At 66.9% G+C, this 20,472-nt stretch carries 20 protein-coding genes; 5 read left to right on the forward strand and 15 right to left on the reverse strand.

Annotated elements, in window-relative coordinates; translation table 11 throughout:
- Nucleotides 1–19: 19 nt before the first annotated feature.
- The 6 genes from trpA to asd form a co-directional block, all read right to left on the reverse strand.
- A complete protein-coding gene (trpA, locus tag B2J86_RS06120; protein ID WP_173024969.1) occupies nt 20–829 on the reverse strand; it encodes a tryptophan synthase subunit alpha in 810 nt (269 codons plus the stop codon).
- The gene (gene trpB / locus B2J86_RS06125; protein ID WP_173024970.1) at nt 826–2,097 is read right to left on the reverse strand and encodes a tryptophan synthase subunit beta; all 1,272 of its coding nucleotides are present in this window, start codon (nt 2,095–2,097) and stop codon (nt 826–828) included. Before trpB ends, trpA begins: the two co-directional genes overlap by 4 nt.
- On the reverse strand, nt 2,075–2,848 hold the full coding sequence (locus B2J86_RS06130) for a phosphoribosylanthranilate isomerase (RefSeq protein ID WP_169169047.1): 774 nt from the start codon (nt 2,846–2,848) through the stop codon (nt 2,075–2,077). The genes trpB and B2J86_RS06130 overlap by 23 nt, the downstream gene beginning before the upstream one ends.
- Nucleotides 2,845–3,663 carry a tRNA pseudouridine(38-40) synthase TruA gene (gene truA / locus B2J86_RS06135; RefSeq protein ID WP_169169048.1) on the reverse strand — a complete coding sequence of 273 codons (819 nt, stop codon included), beginning with the start codon at nt 3,661–3,663 and terminating at the stop codon, nt 2,845–2,847. Before truA ends, B2J86_RS06130 begins: the two co-directional genes overlap by 4 nt.
- A 64-nt stretch (nt 3,664–3,727) precedes the next feature.
- Nucleotides 3,728–6,295 (reverse strand): FimV/HubP family polar landmark protein, encoded by a 2,568-nt coding sequence (locus B2J86_RS06140; protein WP_173024971.1) that lies wholly within the window; start codon nt 6,293–6,295, stop codon nt 3,728–3,730.
- A gap of 261 nt (nt 6,296–6,556) precedes the next feature.
- Nucleotides 6,557–7,687, reverse strand: a complete 1,131-nt coding sequence (gene asd / locus B2J86_RS06145; RefSeq protein WP_169635770.1) for an aspartate-semialdehyde dehydrogenase — start codon at nt 7,685–7,687, stop codon at nt 6,557–6,559.
- A 363-nt stretch (nt 7,688–8,050) separates the two neighbouring features.
- Between asd and B2J86_RS06150 the strand changes: the two genes are divergently transcribed.
- On the forward strand, nt 8,051–8,476 hold the full coding sequence (locus B2J86_RS06150) for a cupin domain-containing protein (RefSeq protein ID WP_169169051.1): 426 nt from the start codon (nt 8,051–8,053) through the stop codon (nt 8,474–8,476).
- Between the two features lie 121 nt (nt 8,477–8,597).
- On the opposite strand, the gene leuB is transcribed toward B2J86_RS06150, so the two are convergent.
- The 9 genes from leuB to grpE all read right to left on the reverse strand — a co-directional run bounded on the left by leuB (nt 8,598) and on the right by grpE (nt 18,544).
- Complete coding sequence (leuB, locus tag B2J86_RS06155; RefSeq protein WP_169169052.1) at nt 8,598–9,683, reverse strand: 3-isopropylmalate dehydrogenase; 1,086 nt, start codon at nt 9,681–9,683, stop codon at nt 8,598–8,600.
- 72 nt (nt 9,684–9,755) lie between these two features.
- The gene (leuD, locus tag B2J86_RS06160) at nt 9,756–10,406 is read right to left on the reverse strand and encodes a 3-isopropylmalate dehydratase small subunit (protein ID WP_169635772.1); all 651 of its coding nucleotides are present in this window, start codon (nt 10,404–10,406) and stop codon (nt 9,756–9,758) included.
- Between the two features lie 14 nt (nt 10,407–10,420).
- Nucleotides 10,421–10,546 (reverse strand): entericidin A/B family lipoprotein, encoded by a 126-nt coding sequence (locus B2J86_RS06165; RefSeq protein WP_173024972.1) that lies wholly within the window; start codon nt 10,544–10,546, stop codon nt 10,421–10,423.
- Nucleotides 10,547–10,568: 22 nt separating this feature from the next.
- Entirely contained in the window at nt 10,569–11,990 is a 1,422-nt protein-coding gene (gene leuC, locus B2J86_RS06170; RefSeq protein ID WP_173024973.1) for a 3-isopropylmalate dehydratase large subunit, read from the reverse strand.
- A 34-nt stretch (nt 11,991–12,024) separates the two neighbouring features.
- Complete coding sequence (locus B2J86_RS06175) at nt 12,025–12,981, reverse strand: LysR family transcriptional regulator (protein ID WP_173024974.1); 957 nt, start codon at nt 12,979–12,981, stop codon at nt 12,025–12,027.
- A 260-nt stretch (nt 12,982–13,241) separates the two neighbouring features.
- A complete protein-coding gene (locus tag B2J86_RS06180) occupies nt 13,242–14,612 on the reverse strand; it encodes an MBL fold metallo-hydrolase (RefSeq protein WP_169635788.1) in 1,371 nt (456 codons plus the stop codon).
- Between the two features lie 109 nt (nt 14,613–14,721).
- Nucleotides 14,722–15,858, reverse strand: coding sequence for a molecular chaperone DnaJ (gene dnaJ / locus B2J86_RS06185; protein WP_169635774.1), 1,137 nt, complete (start codon nt 15,856–15,858; stop codon nt 14,722–14,724).
- A gap of 87 nt (nt 15,859–15,945) precedes the next feature.
- Entirely contained in the window at nt 15,946–17,892 is a 1,947-nt protein-coding gene (gene dnaK / locus B2J86_RS06190; RefSeq protein ID WP_169635775.1) for a molecular chaperone DnaK, read from the reverse strand.
- Nucleotides 17,893–17,992: 100 nt separating this feature from the next.
- Nucleotides 17,993–18,544, reverse strand: a complete 552-nt coding sequence (grpE, locus tag B2J86_RS06195; protein ID WP_169169060.1) for a nucleotide exchange factor GrpE — start codon at nt 18,542–18,544, stop codon at nt 17,993–17,995.
- Nucleotides 18,545–18,785: 241 nt separating this feature from the next.
- Here grpE and rpsF point away from each other — a divergent pair, with 241 nt between their 5' ends.
- From rpsF to rplI, 4 genes are read left to right on the forward strand one after another with little or no spacing between them, the layout of a single operon-like run.
- A complete protein-coding gene (gene rpsF, locus B2J86_RS06200; protein WP_169169061.1) occupies nt 18,786–19,217 on the forward strand; it encodes a 30S ribosomal protein S6 in 432 nt (143 codons plus the stop codon).
- 22 nt (nt 19,218–19,239) lie between these two features.
- Nucleotides 19,240–19,530: a primosomal replication protein N gene (priB, locus tag B2J86_RS06205; protein ID WP_169169062.1), complete on the forward strand. Its 291-nt coding sequence runs from the start codon at nt 19,240–19,242 to the stop codon at nt 19,528–19,530.
- Between the two features lie 17 nt (nt 19,531–19,547).
- The gene (gene rpsR / locus B2J86_RS06210) at nt 19,548–19,829 is read left to right on the forward strand and encodes a 30S ribosomal protein S18 (protein WP_005795932.1); all 282 of its coding nucleotides are present in this window, start codon (nt 19,548–19,550) and stop codon (nt 19,827–19,829) included.
- Nucleotides 19,830–19,840: 11 nt separating this feature from the next.
- The gene (gene rplI / locus B2J86_RS06215) at nt 19,841–20,293 is read left to right on the forward strand and encodes a 50S ribosomal protein L9 (RefSeq protein WP_169169063.1); all 453 of its coding nucleotides are present in this window, start codon (nt 19,841–19,843) and stop codon (nt 20,291–20,293) included.
- Nucleotides 20,294–20,472: the final 179 nt, after the last annotated feature.

The following is a 20,472-nucleotide window of genomic DNA, read 5'->3' on the forward strand; positions in this document are numbered from 1 at the left end:
GGTGGGCGCCAGCGCAGGATTATGCGTCGAGTGCCTTGCGCACACCGCGCAAGAAGCTCACGGCCAGCGGCACGACCTTTTCGTGGGGCTGGTCGTCGAGCAGCTGGATGATGCGGCTGCCGATGACCACGGCGTCGGCCACGCGGCCCACGGCCTGGGCGGTGGCAGCGTCGCGGATGCCAAAGCCGACGCCGACGGGGATGTGCACGTGCGCGCGGATGCGCGGCAGCATCTCTTCGACGGCCGAGGTGTCGAGCGCGGCCGAGCCGGTCACGCCCTTGAGCGAGACGTAGTAGACGTAGCCGCTGGCCACGCGCGCCACCTGCGCCATGCGCTCGGGCGTGGAGGTGGGCGCCAGCAGGAAGATCAGGTCCATGCCGTGGGCGCGCAGCTCGGCGGCAAAGGCTTCGCATTCCTCGGGCGGGTAGTCGACGATGAGCACGCCGTCCACGCCCGCGGCTGCAGCGTCGCGCACAAATGCGCCCTCGCCATGGACCTGGTCGTAGCGCTCGACCGGGTTGGCGTAGCCCATCAGCACCACGGGCGTGGTCTGGTTGCGCTTGCGGAACTCGGCGACCTGCGCCAGCACCTGCACCATGCCGATGCCAAGGGCCAGCGCCTTCTCGCCCGCCTTCTGGATCACCGGGCCGTCGGCCATGGGATCGGAGAACGGCACGCCGAGCTCGATGATGTCGGCCCCGGCCTCGACCATGCCGTGCATGAGGGCCGGCGTGATGTCGGCAAACGGGAAACCGGCCGTGACGTAGGGGATCAGCGCCGTGCGGCCCTGCGCCTTGAGTTGTTCGAAAGTGGTCTGGATGCGGCTCATGGTTTGCTGTCTCCACCCTTCACGGACAGGCCGCGCAGGGAGGGGCGGTCGTAAAAATCTTCGCCCGAGAGGTCGGCCACCGTGCCGATGTCCTTGTCGCCGCGGCCCGAGAGGTTGACCAGGATGGATTGGTCGGGCCGCAGGGTCTTGGCCAGCTGCATCGCGTAGGCAAAGGCGTGGCTCGACTCGAGCGCGGGGATGATGCCCTCGGTGCGGCACAGGTGGTGGAAGGCCGCCAGAGCCTCCTGGTCGGTGATGCCGACGTATTCGGCCCGGCCGATCTCTTGCAGCCAGGCGTGTTCGGGGCCGACGCCGGGATAGTCCAGGCCGGCGCTGATGCTGTGCGTCTCTGTGATCTGCCCGTTGTCGTCCTGCAGGATGAAGGTCCGGTTGCCGTGCAGCACGCCGGGGCTGCCCTTTTGCAGCGAAGCCGAGTGCTTGGGCGTATCGAGGCCTTCGCCAGCGGCTTCGACACCGATCAGGCGGACGTTTTCAAACGGAATGTAGGGGTGGAAGATGCCCATGGCGTTGCTGCCGCCGCCCACGCAGGCGACCACCACGTCGGGTTGCTCGGCAGCGATCTTCTGCTCGGCCAGCATGGGGGGCATCTGCGTGAGGCACTCGGTGCCGATCACGCTCTGGAAGTCGCGCACCATCATGGGGTAGGGGTGCGGGCCGGCCACGGTGCCGATGATGTAGAAGGTGTTGTCGACGTTGGCCACCCAGTCGCGCATGGCCTCGTTGAGCGCGTCTTTGAGCGTCTTGCTGCCCGACTCGACCGGCACCACGGTGGCGCCCAGCAGCTTCATGCGGTAGACGTTGGGGCTTTGGCGCTTGACGTCTTCCGCGCCCATGTAGACCACGCACTCGAGGCCGTAGCGCGCGCAGATCGTGGCCGTGGCCACGCCATGCTGGCCGGCGCCGGTCTCGGCAATGATGCGCGGCTTGCGCATGCGCTTGGCGAGCATGGCCTGGCCGATTACGTTGTTGATCTTGTGCGCGCCGGTGTGGTTGAGGTCTTCGCGCTTGAGGTAGATTTGCGCGCCGCCGATCTCGCGGCTGGTGCGCGCAGCGTGGTAGATGGGCGAGGGCCGGCCGACGAAATGCGCGAGCTCGTATGCGAACTCGGCGACAAAGTCGGGATCGTGCTGGTAGCGCGCATAGGCGTCGCGCAGCTCCTGCAGGGCAAAGGTGAGGGTCTCGCTGGCAAAGCTGCCGCCGTAGCGGCCGAAGTGGCCCGAGGAGTCAGGTTGTTGGTAAGAAGCCATGGGGGGTGTTCGCAAGTTGGGCATCGGCCGCACGCACGGCGGCGACGAAGCGATAAATCTTGTCGGCGTCCTTGACGCCCTTGATGGGTTGGCCACCAGGGCCGTCAAGCTCGACGCCGGAGCTGATATCAACTGCCAGCGTCTTGCAACGCGGGCGCACCTGCAAAATGCCATCGGTCACGTTTGCAGGCGTGAGCCCACCACTTAAAACGAGGTGACAGGCGACGCTTGGAGGTAGCAGTGACCACTGAAAGGACTGGCCGCCGCCGCCATAGCCTTCGACGTGGGCGTCGAGCAGGATGGCTTGGGCGCGAGAGTGAACATGGGCATATTCTACGAGGTCGAAGCGCGCACCCTCGGCCCCCAGGGGAATGCGCGCGGCGCGCACGAAGGCCCGGGCGCCCTGACCGCTGGCCGCCCAGCATTGCTCGGGTGTCTCATCACCATGAAATTGCAGTGTGGCGCCCGCCACATAAGCGCTCGCAGCTATCACATTGGAAGCGGACTCGTTGACGAACAGCAGCACCGGCGTGACAAACGGCGGCAGGCGCGCGGCCAGCTGCGCCGCGCGCTGGGGCGTGACGGCGCGCGGGCTGGGGGCGTAGAGCACAAACCCCACGGCATCGACGCCCGCCGCCACGGCGGCGTCCACGTCCTGTTCGCGCGTCAGACCGCAGACTTTGATGCGGGTGCGCGCTGGGAGAGAGTGTGCGGAAGGGGGGGAGATAAGGCTGGATCGGTGGCTGCTCATGGCAGCCAATCATACGCAGGGGTGCGTGTGGGCAGGCCCCACGCGGGGTCGTAGACCGGTCCGAGAAAGTACAGGCCGTCGGGCGAGAACGTGGGCGCGGCCACCTTGCGCGAGCGTGCCGCCAGCACCTCGCGCACCCAGTCCGCGGGCTGCGCGCCCTGGCCCACGGCGATCAGGCAGCCCATGAGGTTGCGGATCATGTGGTGCAGAAAGGCGTTGGCCTCGAATTCAAAGCGCCAGTAGCACGCGGTCCCGGCGTCGCCGGTCTGCGGATGCGCGGAGCCGCGGCGCGTGATGTCGATGCGGTGCAGGGTCTTGACGGGCGTCGGCGACTGGCAGGCGGCGGCGCGAAACGAGCTGAAGTCGTGCTCGCCCAGCAGGTGGGCGGCCGCAGCGCGCATGGCATCGCCGTCGAGCGGCCGGAACACCCAGCCCACACGCCCGGCATCGACGCTGGGGCGCACGGGCGACTGCAGCAGCACGTAGGCATAGCGCCGCGCGGTGGCGCTGGCCCGCGCATGGAACGCGCCGGGCACGGCCTGCGCCCATTGCACCGCAATGTCGGCGGGCAGAAAGGCGTTCGTGCCACGCACCCACGACTGTGGCGTGCGCTCCAGCGGCGTGTCGAAATGCACCACCTGCATGAGGCCGTGCACCCCGGCGTCGGTGCGGCCGGCGCACAGCGTGGACACGGGGTGCGTGGCAAAGCGCGCCAGCGCGGCTTCGAGCTTGTCCTGGATGGTCTGGCCCGAACTCTGGCTTTGCCAGCCCTGGTAGCCGTTGCCGCTGTAGCTGACGCCCAGCGCGAGCCTCATGGTGTGTCTCCGAAGGCGCTGCGGCGCCCCGTGGGGCGCCGCACAGGCTTGACCGTTGCGACGGTCAAGCGAGTTCGGACAGCAGACGCTGCGCCCGGGTCTTGAGATCGCCGGACGACTCCGCGATTACTTCCTCGATCAGCGTGCGCGCGCCTTCGCTGTCGCCAATGGTGTTGAATTCCTGTGCCAGCGCCAGCTTGGTGGCCAGAGGGTCGTCGGGCAGGGCGGGGCCCGGGAGGGCCGGCTCAGCGCCATCGGTGCCGTCTCCATGGGCATCGCCGAGGTCCAGCGAAAGGTGCCCCAGATCGAATTCCATCATGCCCGAATCGGACACGGTGAAAGACGCCGGCTCGGTGGCGAGAGGCGCGGGCTCGGTGTCAACGCTGTCGAGCGGCGGCAGGTCCAGCGGGAAATCCATGTCGGCCATGTCGGGCGGTGCGATGGCCGGTGGGCTGGCGACCGGGTCGGGTTCCGGGGCACTGAACGCAGGCTCGGCGTCCGGGTCGTCGCCCAGCTGCGGCAGTTCCGGCGCGCCGTCTTCCACAGCGGGCGGTGCGGCAGGCAGGTCGCGCGGCGATGGTGCGGCGGCGTGGGCGATGGCTGCGGCCGCCGCCGCAGCGGCAAAGCTGTGTTGCCCGGGGGGCGGCGCCTCGGTCAGGGCATCGTCTGGCAGGTCGAAGTCGAGGTCCAGATCGAGCGCCGGCAGCGGCGCGGGGGGGGCAAAAGCGGGCGCAGGGGCCGGCGCGCTGGCATCGGTGGCGGCAGGCGATGCGCCGCGGGACCGGTAGAGCGGGTTCTCGGGGTCCAGTTCGCGCCCGAGCTCGGCCAGGCGGGCCCAATCGGGCCCTGCACCGTCGGTGAGGCCAAGGACATCGCGGGCCACGGCCTCCAGCGCCTTGCGGTCTTGGCGCTTGGCGTAGATGTCACCGAGCTTGGCATGCACTGCGACCCGAGACGGGTTCTGGCGCGCGGCTTCCTTGAGAATTTCCTCGGCCTGCAGGTCACGGCCATAGGCCAGGTACACGTCGGCCTCTGCCACGGGGTCGACATCGCCGCCGGCGTCGAGCTGGCTGGGCGAGTAGGCCAGCGAGGACGTGCCGGTGGTGCTCTCGCTGTTGGCCGTGTTGACACGCTGGCCGCCGCTGGCGCCGAAGAACGAGTCGGGCTGTGCGCGGCTGTCGATGAAGGCGCTGTCCGCAGGCCTGGCCAGGCGGCGGCGCTGGACCACGCGGTAGCCGCCATAGCCCAGCAGCAGGGCCAGCAGCGCGCCGGCTGCGAGTGGAACAGTAGGCTCATCGAGCAGATCCGAGAGCATTCCCGACTCCGGTGCCGCAGCCGGGGCCGCCGACGCGGCGGGCGCGGACGCTGCAGAGGGCTGCGCCGGTGCAGGGGCGGGAGTGGCTTCGGGGACCGGTGCGGCTGGCGTTTCGGCAGCGGCTGCGCCCGTGCTGGCCACCGCAGGGGCGACCGGTTCGGCGGAGGCGGCGACGGGAGCGGCGCTGAGGCCGGGGTTGCTTACGCTCGGGCCTGGTCCAGTGGCGCTGGCCGCTGCGTCTGGGGCTGGCGCGGTGCCCGAGCTGGCGCTGAGTTGGTTCAGTTCCTCGATGTTCTTGGCCAGCTCTTCGACGCGTGCCGACGCCGCATGGGCCTGTTTGCGCTGGGCCAGCAATTCTTCGGTGGCCTTCTGGCCCTGCAGGGCGCCCTTGGACAGGGTGAGCTTGTCGGGCGCGGTGCTGGTGGGAAGCTGGTCCTCGGTGTGGGCCTGCACCGCGCCCGTGGCCGAGCGCTCGGCGGCGGAGAGCACGGTCGCGGGTGCTGCGCCGGCCAGCTTGCGCCGGAATGCATTGAAGTCGCGGCTTTGCACGGCCACGATCTGGCGCGCCTCGCCGGCCGGCACGGCCTGTGCCTGGGCTTCGCTGGGCAGTTGCAGCACGGCGCCTGCCTTGATGCGGTTGACATTGCCATCGATGAAGGCGCTGGGGTTGCTGCGGACCAGGGCCACCAGCATCTGGTCCAGCGACACGCCATCGGGGCGGTGCGCGCCGGCAATGCGCCCTGCCGTGTCGCCGCGCCGCACGGTAACGGCGGCGCCGTCTTCGGGCGAAGTGGGCGTGGGGCGGGCCGCGGGAGCCGCACGCGGGGCCGCCGCTGCGGCGCTGCGTGCCGGACTGGCTGCGGGGGCGGCCGCTTGCGGCAGCGCCGCCGGGCTTGCGGGGGCCTTGCGCGCCGTGGGCGGGTCGAGCAACAGGGTGTAGCTGCGCGAAATGCGCCCGGCGCCCCAGGTGGCGTTGACCACCAGGTCCAGAAACGGGTCGTTGACCGGGTTGCTGCTGCTCAGGCGCAGCACGGTGCGGCCGTCGGCGCGCCGCTGCAGTTGCATCTGCACCTGGGGGGCGGTGGTTGAATATTCCATGCCCTGGGCGCGGAAGACCTCGGGCGGTGCCGTGGAGGCGCGCAGGGATTCGGCTTCAGCGGGCGTGATTTGCGGCAGGTCGATCTCGGCGCGCAAGGGCTCGCCCAAGGCGGACTGCACCGTGATCGTTCCCAGGGCCAGGGCGCTGGCGTCTGGCGCATAGACGCCCAGTGACAGCGCAGCAGCGGCCGCGAGCACGGAATATTTCCAACGATGCATGTGTTTTATCAACTGGTAGGGTTTGCAGCTCGATCAAGCGGCTTGTGGCTTGCATGGTCTGTGCCCGCGCCGCCCGGCTAGAGAAAAGGTCTGAAAAGCACCATAGCAGCAATGTTTTGCACTGACAAGCCAAGCCCGTGGAGGGGCTTGGCAGGGAGCGGGAACAGCGCTGGGCATGCGCCAAGGTGTTGTCCAAAGACAACGAGCGTAACCAGACGTTTCTGATCTGTGGCCTGTCCACCCGCGCCCAGAACGCCGGGTTCAGGCTTCCAGCAGGATGCGCAGCATGCGGCGCAGCGGCTCGGCAGCGCCCCACAGCAATTGGTCGCCGATGGTGAAGGCGCCCACGTATTCCGGTCCCATGGCGAGCTTGCGGATGCGGCCCACCGGGATGGTCATGGTGCCGGTGACGGCCACGGGCGTGAGGTCACGGACAGTGGCCTCGCGCGTGTTCGGCACCACTTTCACCCACTCGTTGTCGGCGGCGATCAGGGCCTCGATGTCGGCCACGGGCACGTCCTTCTTGAGCTTGAAGGTCAGCGCCTGGCTGTGGCAGCGCATGGCGCCCACGCGCACGCAGAAGCCGTCGACTGGAATGGCCGCCGTGCCAAAGCCCTCGCCCTGGCCCAGGATCTTGTTGGTCTCGGCCATGCCCTTCCACTCTTCCTTGGACATGCCGTTGCCCAGGTCCTTGTCGATCCAGGGGATCAGGCTGCCGCCCAGGGGCACGCCGAAGTTGGCGGTTTCGTGGGCCGTCAGGGCGCGCTGCTTGGTGATGACCTTGCGGTCGATCTCCAGGATGGCGCTCTTGGGATCGTCGAGCAGGTTGCGCACCTCGGCGTTGAGCGTGCCGTACTGCGTCAGCAATTCGCGCATGTGCTGCGCGCCGCCGCCGCTGGCCGCTTGGTAGGTCTGCGTGCTCATCCACTCGACGAGACCGGCCTTGTACAGCGCACCCACGCCCATCAGCATGCAGCTGACGGTGCAGTTGCCGCCGACCCAGTTCTTGCCGCCCTGCGCCAGCGCGTTGTGGATGACAGGCAGGTTGACCGGGTCGAGCACGATGACGGCGTCGCCGTTCATGCGCAGGGTCGATGCCGCATCGATCCAGTGGCCGTTCCAGCCGGCGGCGCGCAGCTTGGGGAAGACTTCGCTGGTGTAGTCGCCGCCCTGGGCCGTGAGGATGATGTCGCAGCGCTTCAAGGCGTCGATGTCGAACGCGTCCTGCAGCGTGGTTTCGTTCTTTGCCATGGCCGGGGCTTGGCCGCCGGCGTTCGAGGTGGAGAAGAACACCGGCTCGATCAGGCCGAAGTCGTTTTCCTGCACCATGCGGTCCATCAAAACCGAGCCGACCATACCGCGCCAGCCGACCAAACCTACTAACTTGCTCATTTCAACGCCCTTATCAAGTAAAAAAACAGTGCAGACCAGACTGTTTGCCCCGGCTCGTCTGGCCAGGGAGGGCGCACGACGAACCGGACTGGATCAGCCCTTAATGGTCGTGGTTTTGGTGGTGATTGCGCGCGCGACCACACCGGCCTGGGCGGCGGATGCTGAGTTCAGGGCGAACGGGCGGGCGGCAAACATGGGTAGCGATTGTACTGGATCGCGGGTTTTGCTGGCTTCGCCTGAAGGCTAGATGGTTCTGGAAGTACCGGATTGCCAGCCCTGGGGGCCTGGTCTTGTTCCCGAGCCGCCCCAGTGCTAGGCTTTTCCAGAAAATGTGCCGCCATCTCTGCCTGCCGGAGGAATGCCATGGGTGCTGCTGAAATCAAGGTCGGTCAATTGGGCATCCACTACATCGTCGATGGTTCGAGCACGGCGGGACTCGGGATGTTTGAACTCACGGTGCCTCCTGGTTCCAACGTTCCTCCGCCCCACAGCCATTCCAACAACGAAGAGTGCGTCTACGTGCTGGAAGGAACACTTCGGTACACGGTCGGCGCGCAGACACGCGATCTGGCTCCCGGCCAGAGCATGGGCACGCCAAAGGGCGTGGTGCATGCGTTCTCGAATCCATTCCATGAGACGGCTCGCGCCCTGATCGTTCAGTCTCCCGACATCGGCGCCCAATACTTCAGGGACATCGCCGCCGTGGTCAATGCCGGGGGGCCGCCCGACAAGGCCGCCTTGGTGTCCATCATGTCCAAGTACGGGCTGGTTCCGGCCGCGCCGAACTGACGGCGCGGCTGCGTATTGCGAGCGAGGCGCCGCCGCTGCTTCCCGCCGAGCGTCCATAAAAAAAGGCAGCCCGCACGGACTGCCTTTTTCTGGTGGCTGCGCTTTTCTTGCGCAGCGGCTTTCAGCCCAGCGCCTGCACCACCGCATCTCCCATCTGCGCGGTGCCCACCTTGGTCGTGCCTTCGCTCCAGATGTCGGGCGTGCGCAGGCCCTGGGCCAGCACCGCCTGCACGGCACTCTCGATGCGGCGGGCCGCTTCTTCCTGGTTCAGCGAGAAGCGCAGCATCATCGCGGCCGAGAGGATGGTGGCCAGTGGGTTGGCGAGGCCCTTGCCGGCGATGTCGGGGGCGCTGCCGTGGCTGGGCTCGTACAGCCCCTGGTTCCTGTCGTTCAGGCTGGCCGAGGGCAGCATGCCGATCGAGCCGGTCAGCATGGCGGCGGCGTCGCTCAGGATGTCGCCGAACATGTTGCCGGTGACCACCACGTCAAACTTCTTCGGTGCCTTGACCAGCTGCATCGCGGCGTTGTCGACGTACATGTGGTCCAGGGCGATGTCGGGGTACTGCGCACCCACTTCGGTGACGATGTCCTTCCAGAACTGGAAGGTTTCGAGCACGTTGGCCTTGTCCACGCTGGTCACGCGGCCGGGGCCGCCCGCGGCCTTGCGCTTGCGGGCCGCCTCGAAGGCGACGTGGGCGATGCGCTCGATCTCGGGGCGCGAGTAGCGCATGGTGTCGAAGGCTTCCTCGGCGCCGGGGAAATGGCCGTCGGTGGCGATGCGGCGGCCGCGCGGCTGGCCGAAGTAGATGTCGCCCGTGAGCTCGCGGATGATGAGGATGTCGAGGCCCGACACCAGGTCGCGCTTGAGGCTCGACGCATCGACCAGCTGCGGGTAGCAGATGGCGGGGCGGAAGTTGGCGAACAGGCCGAGGTTCTTGCGCAGGCCCAGGATCGCTTGCTCGGGGCGCAGCGGGCGGTCCAGGGTGTCGTATTTCCAGTCGCCCACGGCGCCAAACAGCGTGGCGTCGGCGTCCTTGGCCAGCTGCAGCGTGGCCTCGGGCAGCGGGTGGCCGTGGGCGTCAAAGGCGGCGCCGCCGACCAGGGCCGATTCCATCTCGAACGACAGGTCTAGGGCGTCCAGCACCTTGACGGCTTCGGCGACGATTTCGGGGCCAATGCCGTCACCCGGCAGAACTGCGATTTTCATTGTTACTTCTCTTTTGATAGCTGAAAGCGCTGACTGGGTAAGCGCTGGAGGCGGATTTGACGGTAAATGGGTTCAGGGCGCCATGGTGTGCGCGAGCCAGGGCTTGGTGGCCAGGCGCTGGGCTTCGAAGGCGGCGATCTTGTCGGACTGGCGCAGGGTCAGGCCGATGTCGTCGAAGCCGTTGAGCAGGCAGTACTTGCGAAACGCCTGCACCTCGAACGGGATCTCCTGGCCCTGCGGCCTCAGGACCACCTGGCGCTCGAGGTCGATGGTGAGCTGGTAGCCGGGGAAGGCCGCCACTTCATCGAACAGCTGTGCCACGGTGGATTCCGGCAGCACGATCGGCAGCAGGCCGTTCTTGAAGCAGTTGTTGAAGAAGATGTCGGCAAAGCTCGGCGCGATCACGGCGCGGAAGCCGTACTGGTCGAGCGCCCAGGGCGCGTGCTCGCGGCTCGATCCGCAGCCAAAATTCTTGCGCGCCAGCAGGATGGACGCGCCGGCATAGCGCGGCTGGTTCAGCACGAAGTCGGGGTTCGGGCGGCGGCTGGCCGGGTCCTGGCCTGGTTCGCCGGGGTCCAGGTAGCGCCACTCGTCGAACAGGTTCACGCCGAAGCCGGTCTTCTTGATCGACTTGAGGAACTGCTTGGGGATGATGGCGTCGGTGTCGACGTTCTCGCGGTCCATGGGGGCCACGAGGCCTTGGTGAAGGGTGAATTTCTGCATGGTGTGGGAGCCTCTTACTTGGCGGCGCGCTCGATGGCGGAGCCGGCTTTGCCGATGTCCTGGCCCACACCCTTGACGGTGTTGCAGCCGGCCAGCGCAAAGGCCAGCGCCAGGGCGATGAAGGTGGCGGTTTTTTTCATGGGAACAGTCTCCTTCGGCGGTTCAGGCCAAGGGGCGGATGTCGACGAAGTGGCCGTGCACGGCGGCCGCGGCGGCCATCGCGGGACTGACCAGGTGGGTGCGGCCACCGGCGCCCTGGCGGCCCTCAAAGTTGCGGTTGGAGGTCGAGGCGCAGCGCTCGCCGGGGTCCAGCCGGTCGGCGTTCATGGCCAGGCACATGCTGCAGCCCGGTTCGCGCCACTCGAAGCCGGCGGCCTTGAAGATCGCGTCCAGCCCCTCGCGCTCGGCCTGCGCCTTGACCAGGCCCGAGCCCGGCACGACCAGGGCGAGCTTGACGTTGCTGGCGACCTTGCGGCCGAGCTTCTTGACCACGGCGGCGGCTTCGCGCATGTCCTCGATGCGGCTGTTGGTGCACGAGCCGATGAACACCTTGTCGATGGTGATGTCGTTGATCGCCTTGCCGGGCTGCAGGCCCATGTAGGTGAGCGCGCGCTCGATGGCGCCGCGCTTGTTCGCGTCCTTCTCCTTGTCGGGGTCGGGCACGCGCGCGTCGATGCCCAGCACCATCTCGGGCGAGGTGCCCCAGGTGACCTGCGGCACGATCTCGGCCGCGTTGAGCTTGACCACGGTGTCGAAAGCGGCGTCGGCGTCCGAGTGCAGCGTCTTCCAGTACGCCACGGCCTGGTCCCATTCGGCGCCCTTGGGCGAGAGCGGGCGGCCCTGGACGTAGGCGATGGTCTTGTCGTCCACCGCCACGAGGCCGGCGCGCGCACCGGCTTCGATGGCCATGTTGCACACCGTCATGCGGCCTTCCATCGACAGCTGGCGGATCGCGCTGCCGGCGAACTCGATGGTGTAGCCCGTGCCGCCGGCCGTGCCGATCTTGCCGATGATGGCCAACACGATGTCCTTGGCGGTGATGCCCGGGGCAACGGGGCCGTCGACCTGCACCAGCATGTTCTTGGCCTTCTTGGCCAGCAGGGTCTGCGTGGCCATCACGTGCTCGACCTCGCTCGTGCCGATGCCGTGCGCGAGCGCGCCGAAGGCGCCGTGCGTGCTGGTGTGGCTGTCGCCGCAGACCACGGTCATGCCGGGCAGGGTGGCGCCGTTTTCGGGGCCGATGACGTGCACGATGCCTTGGCGCTGGTGCATGAACGGGAAGAACGCGGCCGGGCTGATCTGCGCCATATTGTCGTTCAGCGTGGTGATCTGTTCCTTGCTGATCGGGTCGGTGATGCCGTCGTAGCCCGCGTCCCAGCCGGTGGTGGGCGTGTTGTGGTCGGCCGTGGCGACGATCGAGCTCATGCGCCAGACCTTGCGCCCGGCCTGGCGCAGGCCCTCGAAGGCCTGCGGGCTGGTCACTTCATGGACCAGGTGGCGGTCGATGTAGAGGATGGCGGTGCCGTCTTCCTCGGTGTGGACGACGTGCTCGTCCCAGATCTTGTCGTACAGGGTGCGTCCCATGGCGTGGTCTTCCTTCAGGTGGGGTGGTTCGATTTTAGGAGGGCAGTGCGGTGGCTGGCGGTGCCGCGGCGCTGGCTGGCGCCAGGTGCTCGACCAGCAGCCGCGCCGTGGCGGGCAGGGTGTCGAAGTCGCGCGCCACCAGGCGCAGCTCGCGCTGCGCCCAGGGGTCGCGCAGCGCAATGGCCTGCAGCCGGCCCACGCCGTGCATCAGGGCAAAGGCGCGGTCGGGCAGCAGGCCCACGCCCAGGCCGTTGTCGATCATGCGGCACATGGCGTCCAGCCCGGTGACCTGGATGCGCTGGCGCAAGGGCCGGCCGGCCGCGGCGGCGGCGGTGCGCATGGCCAGGCTGATGCTGCTGTTGGCGTGCAGGCCGACGATGTCCCAGTCCAGCACGTCTTCAAAATTTATAGCTGCTTGCGCAGCCAGGGCGTGGCCTTGCGGCACCACCAGCACCAGATGGTCCTGCCGGTAGGCGCGGCTTTGCAGCGCGCTGACGCCGTTGTGCGCGGCCGCCGTGCTGCAGATGCCGATGTCGGCCGCGCCTTCTTGCACCGCGTGCAGCACGGCGCTGCTCAGGTGTTCCTGCAGGTCGATCTTGACCTGGCTGTGGGCGCGCGCGAACGCGCCCAGGTCTTCGGGCAGGAACTGCACGATGGCCGAGATGTTGGCGTGCATGCGCACATGGCCGCGCACGCCCTGCGCGTATTCGCTCAGCTCGCCCTGCAGACGCTCCAGGCCGAACAGCACCGTGCGCGCATGGTGCAGCAGGCTCTCGCCCGCGGGCGTGGGTGTCACGCCGCGGCTGTGGCGGTCGAGCAGGGCGGTGCCGGCGGCGGCCTCCAGCTCGGACAGGCGCTTGCTCACGGCCGAGGCGGCAATGAATTCGCGCTCGGCCGCGCGGCCGATGCTGCCGAGCTCGCACACGGCGACGAACAGCTGCAGCGAGGTCAGGTCAAGGCGGCGCGCAAAATTGCGCTCGGAGTTTTTCATGGCGGGTGCTGTCTTCTCATTTCAAGAAGACTTGGCATTTTCGCCCATGTTCTCCATGTCTGCCATCGTGAAGCGCGATGACTTTCATCGTGCGGCTGCGGTGCAGTGGCGCTGTCCCCAGGCCGTGCATCACAAATGAGAGCTGCTTGCGCGCATCCCTGAAGGGTTTCAAGGTGTTTTTAGTCTGAAACCCTGGCATAGAAAGCGCAAGACGCTATGGTTTTTGATGTGGCGCTGGCTGCCTGCGGGCGGGCAGGCGTTCAGGCGTTGAGCGTGCTGCCGTGCTCGGGCACGCTGGCGCGCCAGCGCAGTTCGTGCGCAATGCGCTCGCGCAGCATGTCGGCCGCGCCCATTTCGCCGTGCACCACGAACACCTGTTCGGGCGCGTGCGCCATGCGGCGCAGCCAGGCCAGGGTCTGGTCGGCGTCGGCGTGGGCGGAGGCGCTGGTCAGTTGCACCACCTCGGCGCGCACCGCGACCTCCTGGCCGTGGATGCGGATGCGCTTTTCGCCGGCGGCCATGCGCGCGCCGCGCGTTCCCGGCGCTTGGTGGCCGGTGAGAATGACCATGTTGCGGTGGTCGCCCGCGTAGAGCGCCAGGTGGTGCAGTACGCGCCCGCCCGTGGCCATGCCGCTGGCCGAGAGGATCACCATGGGGCCGTGGCGGCGCGCCAGGGCCTTGGACTCGTCCGTCGTCTGCACCAGGGTGGCGCTGTGCGAAAGGGCGTGCACGTCGTGGGCGCTGAGCCGGTGCCCATCGCGGTGCTGCGCGAACAGGCCGGTGGTGCTGACCGCCATGGGGCTGTCCAGGAACACGGGCAGCGAGCGCGGCACCACGCCCTGCGCCTTGAGCAGGTGGATGGCGTGCAGCACGGTTTGCGCGCGGCCCACGGCAAACACCGGCACCATGGCCACGCCGCCGCGCTGGGCCAGGCGCTGGAGGGTCGGGCCGAGCTGGTCCAGGAGGCCTTCCTGCAGGTGCTGGCGGTCGCCGTAGGTGGACTCGATCAGCACCGTGTCGGCGGCGGGCGGTGCCTCGGGCGGATCCATCACCAGGTCGTCGGGGCGGCCCAGGTCGCCCGAGAACAGGATGCGCCGCCCGCCCACTTCGAGCAGCACGCTGGCCGCGCCCAGGGTATGGCCGGCGCGCGTGAACGTGGCGCGCCAGCCTGGCAGGGGCTCGAAGGGCTGGTGGAACGCGTGGTTGCGGAACTGCCGCAGGCAGTGCAGGGCATCGAGCCGGGTATACAGCGGCAGCGCCGGTGCGTGCTGCGAGAGCTGGTGGCGATTGAGGAAGGCGGCGTCTTCCTCCTGCAGGTGGCCGCTGTCGGGCAGCAGGATGGCGCACAGGTCGCGCGTGCCCGCCGTGGCGTGGATGGGGTGGGTGTAGCCATCGCGCGCCAGCAGCGGCAGGTAGCCGCTGTGGTCGAGGTGCGCGTGCGTGAGCACCACGGCGCCGATCTGGTCGGGTGCCACCGGCAGCGGCAGCGGCTGCCAGTTGCGCAGGCGCAGCTGCTTGTAGCCCTGGAACAGGCCGCAGTCCACCAGCAGGCTGTGGCCGCCGTGGCGCACCAGATATTTGGAGCCGGTGACGGTGCCTGCGCCACCGAGGAAGCTGATGGTGACGGTCATAGCCGGATGCCCTCCTGGTGCGGCCATCCTACCTCCGGGGCGCGCCAGGGCACCCATGAAAAAACCGCCTGGGCCGGGGCGGCACAGGCGGTTTTTGGGGAGGCGAGGGTCAGCTGAAGAAGTTCTTCAGCTTGTCGGTCCAGCTCTCGCCGCTGGGCGAGTGGCGGCCGCCGCCTTTCTTGAGCGACTCTTCGAGTTCGCGCAGCAGCTTGCGCTGGTGCTCGGTGAGCTTGACAGGCGTCTCCACGGCAATGTGGCAGTACAGGTCGCCGGGGTAGCTGGCGCGCACGCCCTTGATGCCCTTGCCGCGCAGGCGGAACTGCTTGCCGGCCTGCGTGCCTTCGGGGATGTCGATGGCGGCCTTGCCGGCCAGCGTCGGCACCTCGATCTCGCCGCCCAGCGCGGCCGTGATGAAGCTCACCGGCACCTGGCAGTGCAGGTCGTCGCCGTCGCGCTCGAAGATGTCGTGCTTCTTCAGGCGGATCTCGATGTAGAGGTCGCCGGGCGGGCCGCCGTTGGTGCCGGGCTCGCCGTTGCCGGTCGAGCGGATGCGCATGCCGTCGTCGATGCCGGCCGGAATCTTCACTTCCAGCGTCTTTTGCTTCTTGACCTTGCCCTGGCCGTGGCAGCTGGTGCAGGGCTCGGGAATGATCTTGCCGGTGCCGCGGCAGTGCGGGCAGGTCTGTTGCACGCTGAAGAAGCCCTGGCGCATCTGCACGCTGCCCGAGCCCGCGCAGGTGCCGCAGGTCTTGGCGCTGGTGCCGGGCTTGGCGCCGCTGCCGTGGCAGGTGTCGCACGACTCCCACGACGGAATGCGGATCTGCGCGTCCTTGCCGCGCGCAGCCTCTTCGAGCGTCACTTCCATCGCATAGCTCAGGTCGCTGCCACGGTAGACCTGGCGGCCCCCGGCGCCGCGCCCACGCCCGCCCTGGTTGAACATGTCGCCAAAGATGTCGCCAAACGCCTCGGCAAAACCGCCAAAGCCCTCGGCGCCCGGACCGCCGCGCATGTTCGGGTCCACGCCCGCATGGCCGTACTGGTCGTAGGCGGCGCGCTTCTGGCTGTCGGAGAGCATCTCGTAGGCCTCCTTGGCCTCTTTGAATTTCTCCTCGGCCGCCTTGCCGGTGTCACCCTGGTTGCGGTCAGGGTGGTGCTTCATCGCCAGCTTGCGATAAGCCTTCTTGATCTCGTCCTCGGTGGCGTTCTTGGCCACGCCGAGGGTTTCGTAATAGTCTCTTTTGGACATGGATGTAGGGACCCGGTTGGAACAGGAACGCCGCGCCGGACACTCTGCAGAGGTCCGGCGCGGCGGCTGGGTTCAGCGCAACCGCTTTTAGCCCTTCTTGACTTCCTTGACTTCGGCGTCCACGACGTTGTCGTCGTGCTCGGGCGCTGCGTTGCCTGGGGCGGCGCCGGCGTCAGCTCCAGCGCCTGCCGCTTGGCCGGCCTGCGCCGCCTGGGCTTCGGCGTACATCTTCTCGCCCAGCTTCTGGCTGATGGTCATCAGCGCCGTGGTCTTCTCATCGATGGCGGCCTTGTCTTCGCCCTTGAGCGCATCTTCGAGCTCCTTCACGGCGGCGGCGATCTTGTCCTTTTCGCCAGCGTCGAGCTTGTCACCGTGCTCGGCCAGGCTCTTGTTGACGCTGTGCACGGCGGCTTCGCCCTGATTGCGCGCCTGGACGAGTTCGAGCTTCTTGTGGTCCTCGGCGGCGTTGAGTTCGGCGTCCTTCACCATCTGCTGGATTTCCTCTTCCGACAGGCCCGAGTTGGCCTTGATGGTGATCTTGTTCTCCTTGCCCGTGCCCTTGTCCTTGGCGCCCACGTGCAGGATGCCGTTGGCGTCGATGTCGAACGACACCTCGATCTGCGGCGTGCCGCGCGCGGCTGGTGGGATGCCTTCGAGGTTGAACTCGCCCAGCAGCTTGTTGCCCGAGGCGATTTCGCGCTCGCCCTGGAACACCTTGATGGTCACGGCCGGCTGGTTGTCGTCGGCCGTCGAGAAGGTCTGCGCGAACTTCGTCGGGATGGTCGTGTTCTTCGTGATCATCTTGGTCATCACGCCGCCCAGGGTCTCGATGCCCAGCGACAGCGGCGTCACGTCCAACAGCAGCACGTCCTTGCGGTCGCCCGAGAGCACCTGGCCCTGGATGGCGGCACCCACGGCCACGGCTTCGTCGGGGTTCACGTCCTTGCGCGGGTCCTTGCCGAAGAACTCCTTGACCTTGTCCTGCACCTTAGGCATGCGCGTCATGCCGCCGACCAGGATCACGTCGTTGATGTCGGAGACGCTGATGCCGGCGTCCTTGATCGCGGTGCGGCAAGGGGCAATGGTGCGCTCGATCAGCTCGTCGACCAGGCTCTCGAGCTTGGCGCGCGTGAGCTTGATGTTCAGGTGCTTGGGACCCGAGGCGTCGGCCGTGACGTAGGGCAGGTTGATATCGGTCTGCGCGCTGTTGGACAGCTCGATCTTGGCCTTTTCGGCCGCTTCCTTGAGGCGCTGCAGGGCCAGCACGTCCTTGCTCAGGTCGACGCCTTGCTCTTTCTTGAACTCGCCGATGATGTAGTCGATGATGCGCTGGTCGAAGTCTTCGCCGCCGAGGAAGGTGTCGCCGTTGGTCGACAGCACCTCGAACTGCTTCTCGCCGTCGACGTCGGCGATCTCGATGATGGAGACGTCGAACGTGCCGCCGCCGAGGTCATAGACGGCGATCTTGCGGTCGCGCTTGTCCTGCTTGTCCAGGCCAAAAGCCAGGGCCGCTGCGGTGGGCTCGTTGATGATGCGCTTGACTTCGAGGCCGGCGATGCGGCCGGCGTCCTTGGTGGCCTGGCGCTGGGCGTCGTTGAAGTAGGCCGGCACCGTGATCACGGCCTCGGTCACGGGCTCGCCCAGGTAGTCCTCGGCGGTCTTCTTCATCTTGCGCAGAATGTCGGCGCTGACCTGCTGGGCCGAGATCTTGGTGCCGCGCACTTCGACCCAGGCGTCGCCGTTGTCGGCCGCCACGATCTGGTAGGGCATCAGGTCGATGTCCTTCTGCACTTCCTTTTCGCTGAACTTGCGGCCGATCAGGCGCTTGATCGCATACAGCGTGTTCTTGGGGTTGGTGACGGCCTGGCGCTTGGCCGAGGCGCCGACCAGCACTTCGCCATCGTCCTGGTAGGCCACGATGGAAGGCGTCGTGCGGGCGCCTTCGCTGTTTTCGATCACGCGCGTGGTGTTGCCTTCCATGATGGAAACGCAGCTGTTCGTCGTGCCGAGGTCAATGCCGATGATTTTTCCCATTTTTTTCTCCGCGATGCTTGATTGAAGTGGCTGGCAAGAGCCAGTAATGCCTAGTAACTTGTGGATAACTTGAAAGGGTTCAAGCCATGGCCGGTGTTTTTTATTTCGGGCCGGCGACCGTGACCAGGGCTGGGCGCAGAATGCGTTCGGCAATCAGGTAGCCCTTTTGCAGCACCGATACCACGGTGTTGGCTTCCTGGTCGGCCGGCACGACACTGATGGCTTGGTGAAAGTTCGGGTCGAACTTGTCGCCGGCGCCGGGATTGATGGCCAGCACCTTGTTGCGCTCCAGCGCCGAGAGCAATTGGCGCAGGGTCGCGTCGGTGCCTTCGCGCAGCTGCTCGGCCGTGGCGTTCTGAATGGCCAGGGCCGCGTCCAGGCTGTCGGCCACCGGCAACAGGCTCTCGGCAAAACTCTCGATGCCGAACTTGCGCGCCTTGGCCACTTCGTCTTCGGCGCGGCGGCGGGCGTTCTCGGACTCGGCCTTGGCGCGCAGGAACTGGTCGGCCAGCTCGGCGCTCTTGGCCTTGAGCTCGGCCAGCTCGGCCTGCAGGCGGTCCATCTCGTCGGAGGCGTTGGCGGCCATGGCCGCTTCAAGTTCTTCGGGCGGCAGGTTGCCGGAGGCGTTGGCGTGGGGAGTGTGGTTGGACATGTCGGATGGTTTCGTATCTGTCTAAGAAAAGATGCCGTGAACGCGCACCAGCTGGGGTTGTTGCCAGGTATTTCAAGGCGGCCGAGGCGAAAGGCGCTGCCCAGTCGCCGTGCCAGGGCGTGTGCACCGGCCCAAAAACGGTGCAAGTGTACAGAGCCACAAGTGCGTACTATAATTTGCGGCTTTGCCTTGCCACACCACTACAGGCGCAGTGGGTGGTTTTAATCCAGAAGGAGTATGCATGCGTCATTACGAAATCATTTTGTTGATCCACCCGGATCAAAGCGAGCAGGTTCCCGCCATGCTCGAGCGCTACAAGGGCATGATCACCGCAGGCGGTGGCAAGGTGCACCGCGTGGAAGACTGGGGCCGCCGCCAACTGGCGTACCTGATCAACAAGCTGGCCAAGGCCCACTACCTGTGCGTCAACATCGAAGCCGACCAGGCTGTGATGGCTGAACTCGAACACGCATTCAAGTTCAACGACGCCGTGCTGCGCCACCTCACCGTGCAGAAGAAGAAGGCCGACACCGGTCCTTCGTCGATGATGAAGACGGTCGAGCGCGAAGAAGCCCGCAAGGTCAGCCAGGCAGAGTACGCAGCATCGGGTGAACGCGGTGAGCGCCCCGACCGCGGCGAGCGCGCTGAGCGTACCGAGCGCGCAGAGCGTTAAGCCCCTCGCTTAGCCCAAGGGAGTGGAGAACCGCGTCGCCCTGACCGCTTGCATCGCCGAGGCCCAGGCCCTGCGATTCACGCCCGCCGGACTGCCAGCCATTGAATTGCGCCTCGAGCACAGCTCGCAGCAGCAAGAGGCCGGCCAGCAGCGCGAAGTCAAGGCGGTGGTCAAAGCGGTGGCTTTTGGTGCGATGGCCGAGCGATTGGCCAAACAGCCCATCGGCAGCCTCTGGTGTTTCACCGGATTTTTGGCCACGCCGCGCAACGGCAAGCATGCAGTGCTCCACGTTCAGGATATTCAACAAGATTAATTTTCAAGAGGTCCGCAATGGCCACGTTCAAGAAATTCAACAAAGACAAGCGCCCCAAGCGCAACACCCAATCGCTGCTGTTCAAGCGCAAGCGCTTCTGCCGCTTCACCGTCACTGGCGTCGAAGAAATCGACTACAAGGATGTGGACACGCTGCGCGATTTCATCGCTGAAAATGGCAAGATCATTCCCGCACGCCTGACCGGCACGCGCGCCATCTTCCAGCGCCAGCTCAACACCGCCATCAAGCGCGCGCGCTTCCTGGCGCTGGTGCCTTACAGCGACCAGCACAAGATCTAAGGAGCACAACCATGCAAATCATCCTGCTCGACAAGGTTGTGAACCTCGGTAACCTCGGCGACCTGGTCAAGGTCAAAGACGGTTATGCACGCAACTTCCTGATTCCCGCGGGCCGTGCCCGCCGCGCCACGGAGTCGGCCAAGGCCGAGTTCGAAGCCAAGCGCGCTGAACTGGAAAAGGCTGCCGCCGAAAAGCTGGCCGCTTCGCAGGCCGACGGCGAAAAGCTCGCCGGCAAGGTCTTCAAGCTGACGCAAAAGGCCGGCGTGGACGGCCGCCTGTTTGGTTCGGTCACCAACGGCGACATCGCTGAAGAACTGAACAAGCAAGGCTACAAGGTCCTCAAGGGCCAGGTGCGCATGCCCAATGGCCCCATCAAGACCATTGGCGACAACACCATCAGCGTGGCCCTGCACACCGATGTGGTGGTCGAAGTGACGGTTTCGGTCTACGGCGAAACCGCCTGATTGGCACTGCCCCCGCACACGAGCCGCCCTTGGGCGGCTTTTGTGTTTTTGCGCACGCACGCCGGGCTCTGCACGGCTGTCCACAGCCTGTGCACGTGTTGTCCATAGACTTGTCCACACCTTGCACGGGTGCGCCGCGGTGCGCGCCTGCTAGGATCAAAAGCTTGCCCAAGGAACCC

Source organism: Acidovorax sp. SRB_14 (genome assembly GCF_012932145.1).
GTDB lineage: Bacteria > Pseudomonadota > Gammaproteobacteria > Burkholderiales > Burkholderiaceae_C > Simplicispira.

Coding starts and splice junctions, on each gene's coding strand:
- B2J86_RS06180 (WP_169635788.1), bottom strand. CDS start 14,612: ATGACCGTCACCATCAGCTTCCTCGGTGGCGCAGGCACCGTCACCGGC.
- B2J86_RS06150 (WP_169169051.1), top strand. CDS start 8,051: ATGGGTGCTGCTGAAATCAAGGTCGGTCAATTGGGCATCCACTACATC.
- truA (WP_169169048.1), bottom strand. CDS start 3,663: ATGAGGCTCGCGCTGGGCGTCAGCTACAGCGGCAACGGCTACCAGGGC.
- grpE (WP_169169060.1), bottom strand. CDS start 18,544: ATGTCCAACCACACTCCCCACGCCAACGCCTCCGGCAACCTGCCGCCC.
- rpsR (WP_005795932.1), top strand. CDS start 19,548: ATGGCCACGTTCAAGAAATTCAACAAAGACAAGCGCCCCAAGCGCAAC.
- trpA (WP_173024969.1), bottom strand. CDS start 829: ATGAGCCGCATCCAGACCACTTTCGAACAACTCAAGGCGCAGGGCCGC.
- asd (WP_169635770.1), bottom strand. CDS start 7,687: ATGAGCAAGTTAGTAGGTTTGGTCGGCTGGCGCGGTATGGTCGGCTCG.
- trpB (WP_173024970.1), bottom strand. CDS start 2,097: ATGGCTTCTTACCAACAACCTGACTCCTCGGGCCACTTCGGCCGCTAC.
- leuD (WP_169635772.1), bottom strand. CDS start 10,406: ATGCAGAAATTCACCCTTCACCAAGGCCTCGTGGCCCCCATGGACCGC.
- rpsF (WP_169169061.1), top strand. CDS start 18,786: ATGCGTCATTACGAAATCATTTTGTTGATCCACCCGGATCAAAGCGAG.
- leuC (WP_173024973.1), bottom strand. CDS start 11,990: ATGGGACGCACCCTGTACGACAAGATCTGGGACGAGCACGTCGTCCAC.
- rplI (WP_169169063.1), top strand. CDS start 19,841: ATGCAAATCATCCTGCTCGACAAGGTTGTGAACCTCGGTAACCTCGGC.
- dnaK (WP_169635775.1), bottom strand. CDS start 17,892: ATGGGAAAAATCATCGGCATTGACCTCGGCACGACGAACAGCTGCGTT.
- leuB (WP_169169052.1), bottom strand. CDS start 9,683: ATGAAAATCGCAGTTCTGCCGGGTGACGGCATTGGCCCCGAAATCGTC.
- B2J86_RS06165 (WP_173024972.1), bottom strand. CDS start 10,546: ATGAAAAAAACCGCCACCTTCATCGCCCTGGCGCTGGCCTTTGCGCTG.
- B2J86_RS06175 (WP_173024974.1), bottom strand. CDS start 12,981: ATGAAAAACTCCGAGCGCAATTTTGCGCGCCGCCTTGACCTGACCTCG.
- B2J86_RS06130 (WP_169169047.1), bottom strand. CDS start 2,848: ATGAGCAGCCACCGATCCAGCCTTATCTCCCCCCCTTCCGCACACTCT.
- B2J86_RS06140 (WP_173024971.1), bottom strand. CDS start 6,295: ATGCATCGTTGGAAATATTCCGTGCTCGCGGCCGCTGCTGCGCTGTCA.
- dnaJ (WP_169635774.1), bottom strand. CDS start 15,858: ATGTCCAAAAGAGACTATTACGAAACCCTCGGCGTGGCCAAGAACGCC.